The 6,305-nt window shown below is 54.3% G+C and carries 4 protein-coding genes; 1 reads left to right on the forward strand and 3 read right to left on the reverse strand.

The window, feature by feature from the left end:
- The coding region (locus ACVOLS_RS21165) for a transposase (protein WP_481547263.1) at positions 1-269 on the reverse strand (269 nt) is incomplete at its 3' end.
- A 248-nt stretch (positions 270-517) separates the two neighbouring features.
- Here ACVOLS_RS21165 and ACVOLS_RS21170 point away from each other — a divergent pair.
- Positions 518-1,659, forward strand: a protein-coding gene (locus ACVOLS_RS21170; RefSeq protein ID WP_121363484.1) for an IS3 family transposase whose coding sequence is annotated in 2 segments (ribosomal slippage) — positions 518-755 and positions 755-1,659 — 1,143 coding nt in all. Because the reading frame shifts where the segments join, the coding sequence is not laid out codon by codon here.
- 96 nt (positions 1,660-1,755) lie between these two features.
- Here the strand turns inward: ACVOLS_RS21170 and ACVOLS_RS21175 are convergent.
- Positions 1,756-3,831, reverse strand: a complete 2,076-nt coding sequence (locus tag ACVOLS_RS21175; protein ID WP_180872588.1) for a putative bifunctional diguanylate cyclase/phosphodiesterase — start codon at positions 3,829-3,831, stop codon at positions 1,756-1,758.
- 70 nt (positions 3,832-3,901) lie between these two features.
- The gene (locus ACVOLS_RS21180) at positions 3,902-5,776 is read right to left on the reverse strand and encodes a methyl-accepting chemotaxis protein (protein WP_180872587.1); all 1,875 of its coding nucleotides are present in this window, start codon (positions 5,774-5,776) and stop codon (positions 3,902-3,904) included.
- Positions 5,777-6,305: the final 529 nt, after the last annotated feature.

A 6,305-nucleotide genomic window follows, 5' to 3' on the forward strand; every position in this document is an offset into this window, starting at 1 on the left:
ATAGATCTCGCTTCTGGGCTCGAGACATGCCGGGCCGCCCCATCCTTGCCATATCGTTCGCTCCTATCAGTGCAACTGTTGATCATGTTGCATTGACGGGTTGAACTCACCGCGGCTTTTTTTAGGATGTCGCGCTCCTCGGTCACCCGCCGCAGCTCAGCCTTGAGCCGCTTGGCATCGGACACGCTCATGCCGCCGAACTTGCTGCGCCACAGGTAGTACGAGGCTTCGCTGAAGCCATGTCGGCGGCATAAGTCCTTGACCGCCATGCCGGCGTCGGCTTCACGCAGGAAACCGATGATCTGTTCTTCGGAAAAGCGTTTCTTCACGTCCAATCTCCTGGTCAGGTGGGATTGGACTCCAATTCGCCGTGCTACTCAAAACCGGGGGGACGTCGATCTTGGCCACATACGCCAATTGGTACCAAATTGGCATCTACCGCTAGAGGTCAGTCTGGAGTTCCCAGGATTTCGTAGACACCTCGCAGCCATAAACTATGGCTTAGGCGGAGGTGGTTATGAGCACGAAGCGTTACACGGATGAGTTCAAGATCGAGGCGGTTCGACAGATTGTCGAGTACGGCCGACCGGTAGCTGAGGTGGCTGAGCGACTAGGTGTGTCGGTCCATAGCTTGTATGGGTGGAGACGTCAGCACGGCCAGGGAGAGGTGGGGCGTCGCGTTGAGCAGGACCAGAACGCTGAGGTTCGTCGACTTAAGGCTGAGTTGCGTCGCGTCACTGAAGAGCGAGACATCCTAAAAAAAGCCGCCGCGTACTTTGCCAAGGGGTAAGAGCAAAGTACGCCTTCATGAAGTGCCATGTGGATCAGTTCGGGTTGGCAGCCATGTGCCGGGTACTGAGTGTCCATCGCAGCGGTTACTACGCCTGGCTTCGAGGCCCGACAAGCCCCCGCGAACGGGATGACCAACGACTGCTTGGACTGATCAAGCACAGCTGGCTTGAGAGTGGCTCGGTCTACGGACATCGCAAGATCACTTCGGATCTTCGCGAGCTAGGGGAGACGTGTAGCAGGCATCGCGTAGCGCGATTGATGAAGAACGAAGGGCTTCGGGCGATGGTTGGCTATGGCCGTAGACCGCGCCCATTGAGTGGGCCCGTGGGCTCAGTGGCAAAGAACGTCTTGGCGCGCGGTTTCAAAGTAAGTGAACCGAATCGCGCATGGGTAACGGACATCACCTACATCCGAACCTACGACGGCTTCATGTACTTAGCCGTTGTGCTCGATCTGTTCTCACGCCAGGTGGTGGGTTGGGCGACGCGCCCCACGCAGCACACCGACTTGGTTCTGCAAGCGCTGCTCGCTGCGGTTTGGAGGCGCAAACCCGCTCCAGGTTTGCTTCTGCACTCTGACCAAGGAACGCAGTTCACCAGCGAAGACTGGCAGTGCTTCCTGCGTGAGCACGACATCGTATGCAGCATGAGCCGACGAGGAAATTGCCACGACAACGCAGCAATGGAGAGCTTCTTCCAGCTGTTGAAACGCGAACGGATTAAGCGGCGGATCTACAGCAATCACGACGAGGCACGCGCCGATGTCTTCCAGTACATCGAGATGTTTTACAACCCGACACGGCGACACGGTTCCAATGGCGGCCTGTCCCCGATAGAGTTTGAACGGCAGTACGCACTAAACGGCTGAAGAGTGTCTACAAAAGCCTGGGCGATTCAGTCAGCGAAGAGGTCAGAGCCGGCAGCTATGAACCTCTCACTGAAGTGCTAAGGGCACTGATACCACTCAGCCCTTTGAGCGAACGTTTGCAAACAGATGCGTTAGTTGATTCGGCTCTAGGGGGCGCGACAATAAGTAACCTTGATACACATCGCAGCCCAGCTGTTTGAGATGTTCGCGCTGCCCTTGGGTTTCTACACCCTCTGCAACAACACGTAGATTCAGCGCTCGCCCCAACGCAACTATTGAGGCAACGATGGCAGCATCTTCAGAGTTCGATTCCAGATCGGTGATGAAGGCGCGATCGATTTTTAGCTCTGTTGCAGGCAATCGCTTCAGATACAGGAGGCTTGAATAGCCGGTACCGAAATCATCGATAGCAATCTGTACACCCATTGCCGTAAGTTCGTCCAAGACCCTCAAAGTTGCGTCGGCATCGCGCATGGCCGTCGTCTCTGTAATCTCGAGCGTAAGCAAACCAGGGCCAAGATTATTGCTTTCTAATGCCATCCTTACCGTATCGATAAGGGCGGCTGAAGAGAACTGAAGCGGCGATAGATTGATCGCCACACTCGGAACCTGGTATCCATCGTTCTTCCATTCCCTTGTTTGCCGACAAGCCTCATTCAGAACCCAGTCGCCCAGTGCCAGAATCAACCCGCTGCGCTCCGCGACTGGAATAAATTCACTTGGCTGCAAGAGACCATGCTCTGGATGACACCAACGGACAAGTGCTTCCAAGCCAACCAACGAGCAATCTGGGCCGGCGAATTTTGGCTGGTAATGTAGAACAAGTTCTTTACGATCTATGGCCCTTCGTAGGTCGCTCAAAAGCTCAAGCTGTTGATGAGCGCTGACGTTCATGGAAGGCGAATAGAACGTATATCCGTTCCTGCCATTGTTCTTAGTGTGGTACATCGCTGCGTCGGCATGTGCCACTAGCTCTCGCTCAGTGGCTCCGTCGGAAGGATACATAGCCACGCCAATGCTAGCTGTGACATGCACTTCAGCAGACTCGATACTAATAGAGAGGGCTACTGTGTCGATTATCCTCTGAGCTACAACAGCAGCATCCTGAGAATCACTGGTGGGCACGATCAAGACGAACTCATCGCCGCCCATGCGCGAAAAAGTGTCTTGGCTTCGAAGCAATTCGCGGATCCGTTCAGCGACGCTCAGGAGAAGGGCATCACCGGCTTGGTGACCATAGGCGTCGTTTATGCTCTTGAATCCGTCCAAATCAAGAAACATGACAGCAAACTGTTCGCGTTTTCGCTGTGCCTTCTCAATAGACTGTTCAAGTCGATCCTGAAGGAGAACGCGATTGGGAAGCCTTGTCAGCGGATCATGTAGAGCGGCCTGCACGAGTTGATCGTGTGCACGCGCCAACGACCTGGAAAGATGGCGCGTTCTTAGATGCATTTGGCGATCCAGCACCGATACGATCAATGCAACTCCCATAATCGCGACCGTAGTGACAACTACCAAGACTGCCAGCCAATGTGCTGGCACACCACCATCACGCGCTGCACCGCACCAGCTGCCCGGCAAGAACCGCGCAGCAGCCATGCCAGTGTAGTGCATGCCTACGATCGCAAGCCCCATGATCACGGCCGCAACAAAGCGCCAACGGTATTGTCCGCGCGCACCTGCTCTAAGACGAAAGGCAATCCATAGCGCGGTGCCTGACGCTGCGATTGCGATCAAAATGGACAAGACGAACCAAGTGGGGTCGTACTCTATTCCGGGCTGCATCTGAAGCGCAGCCATGCCCAGGTAGTGCATCATCGCGATGCCGAGCCCCGTAAGGGTCGCGCCAAGCATCAGCCTGCTAACCGGGAGCTTGGGCCTGGAGACCAGCCAGAGCGCGAAAACCGACGCGCCGATCGCGGCAATCATCGAATAAAGTGTAATGGCAAGGTCGTAACCGAGCGGTATCGGTAAGTCGAACGCCAACATCCCGACGAAATGCATCGACCAAATGCCTAGGCCCATCGCAAGGGAGCCGCCGATCAACCACCAGCGCGACGCGACGCCCTTAGTTGCAGCCACCCGGCCTGCCATGTCCAATGCAGTGTAGGAAGCGAGAATTGCTACAAGAAGCGAAAGTAGAACCAGAATATCATTGTAAGTTCCAGACATAGCGTATCCATACAGTCCAGCGGCATTAGTTCTTAGCGAAGATCAGCGATCCAACTCAGTTACTAAATTTCTAGGCAGCAGAAGAAGCGATGTTAGAAGAGTCACTGTTCGATGCCCCTCCACTGCTCGCGACCATACTGAAAAGCGCCTCAGCCTGCGCCTCTAATGCCCGGGCAGAGCAAGAAATCCCATCGATCAGACGCGTGTCCTGTTGAACGCGCTTGTTGATTGCTTGCAATGCTTGGTTGGCGCTCTGAACGCCTTCACTCTGCTGCTGACTCGCGCCCGCAATCTGTTCGACGGTTGCCGTTACTTTGAGAACAGCGCCGAGAACTTCTTGCATGACATTGCCGGCTTGCATGGTCAAGCGCGTTCCATCAGTCACTTGATCTCTAGCGCTTCCAATCAGGTCGCGTATTTCCTTAGCAGAAACGCTGCAGCGTTGCGCCAGGCTTCTGACTTCCTGCGCCACCACGGCAAATCCTCGCCCTTGCTCTCCTGCGCGAGCCGCTTCCACGGCTGCATTTAACGCAAGAATATTGGTTTGGAACGAGATGCCGTCAATGACTCCGATTATTTGCGCCATGCGCTCGTTGGCTGCCCTAATCTCTTCTGAAGTCGTAACGACTTCCGAGATCACTGCGACTCCACGCTTAGCGGCATCCGCAGAGTTCTTGGCTACCTGGCGGGCATCGTCAGCATGTTGGGAGTTGGCGCGCACATTGTGGGCTAATCCTTCAATCGACTCTGAAGTCTGGCGGACAAACTCAGATTGAGACATAGAGCGTCCTGCCAGATCATGGTTGCTAGCAGCGATGCCACGAGCAGCGGTACGCACGTTCTGTGCGATATCCGTGGCTTGAATCACCAGTTGACGCATTTCGTGGGCGGAGCGGACTTGCTCTGTCACGTCCGTTGCATACTTAACTACCTTAAATGGATGTCCGGAAGCGTCAAAAATCGGATTGTAGGAAGCTTGGATCCATATTTCCTGACCGAGCTTTCCGAGGCGCCTGTACCGACCAACATCGTATTCACCACGCCCTAGCTTTCCCCAGAAATTTCGATATTCTTCCGAGCGCCCATAGTCTGCATCCACAAAAATGCTGTGATGCTTTCCGCGAACCTCGTCTAGCCGATAGCCCATCGCAGCCAAGAAGTTCTCGTTGGCATCGAGTATCAGTCCGCTCATCGAGAATTCGATGACTGACATGACTTTTCCGATTGCCTTTATGCGCCCCTCTGCATCCGCAGAGATCGTCACCTGTTCTGTAATGTCGGTAGCGTACTTAATCACCTTGTACGGCAAGCCTGAAGAATCTAGTACAGGATTGTACGAAGCCTGTATCCAGACATCCCGATTCCCTTTTGCCACTCGTTTGTAGCGACCGGCATCAAACCTTCCTTGACTGAGTTTCCGCCAGAATTCAGCGTACCCCTCAGAATTCTTGGTGTTGAGATCGACAAAGATGCTGTGATGCCTGCCCTGGATCTCATCCAATCGATAACCCATCGTATTTAGAAAATTCTGATTGGCGCTCAGGATAGTCCCCTCCAGCGAGAACTCAATTGAAGCCATAACTTTGTCGATAGCATCAATGCGCCCTTCGTACTCACTCGTTCGATGCATCTGATCGGTGATGTCAGTCGCGTACTTGACGACTTTGTATGGCTTTCCAGCTTTGTCCAGAAGCGGGTTATATGAAGCGTTTAACCACACTTCTCGTCCGCCTTTTCCAACGCGGCGAAAACGACGAGCTTCGAAGTTCCCGGCTCGGAGACTGTCCCAGAATGTCCGGTAGTCGCCATCGATACGTTCTGATGGCGGCACAAACATGCTGTGATGCTGTCCTTTGAGCTCATCAAGACTGTAGCCCATGATGTTCAAGAAGTTCTGGTTGGCGTGCAGGACTCTGCCCTCCAGATCAAACTCGATGACGGCCATCACGCGATTGACGGCAGTAATTTGAGAACGCTCATCCTGGCACCCGACAAGAAAACGGCTTCGGGCCCGTGCCTGCTTTAAGAATGAGCGCATCTCGCAATCCTGTAGAATTTTTATCGATATTCCTCCCCTTAGCGGCCCCGCTTGGCTGAACTTTAAGGGTCCGATCCGACAGCAAGTGACCGAAAGTTATCGCGAGGGCCTTTTCTGCCCAACGGGCGCAGCTGCGGATGGACCCAAGCCGTCGTAGAGAGGGTCGGCCTCGGCAATGAACTGCCATCGCCCACTACTGGTATCGCCGCTCTCTAGTGCAAAGATTGGCTTGCCGCGCACACGCGCACCCTATGGCAATACCGTAAGGATGGCGCATGTACCCTATGTTGCATACTAAGATATTCTTAGTTTTCAAGCAACCATCCGGTGAGTTCAACCCGTCGACGCAACGGCTTGGCTCAGCTTAGCGGCTGGCGTCTGGAAGCCCAAGGTCTTACGAGGTCTTTCGTTGAGACGTCTGGCGATCTTGTTCAAG

The sequence above is a fragment of the Stenotrophomonas sp. STEN038 genome, assembly GCF_056759895.1.

Coding starts and splice junctions, on each gene's coding strand:
- ACVOLS_RS21180 (WP_180872587.1), bottom strand. CDS start 5,776: ATGGCCGTCATCGAGTTTGATCTGGAGGGCAGAGTCCTGCACGCCAAC.
- ACVOLS_RS21175 (WP_180872588.1), bottom strand. CDS start 3,831: ATGTCTGGAACTTACAATGATATTCTGGTTCTACTTTCGCTTCTTGTA.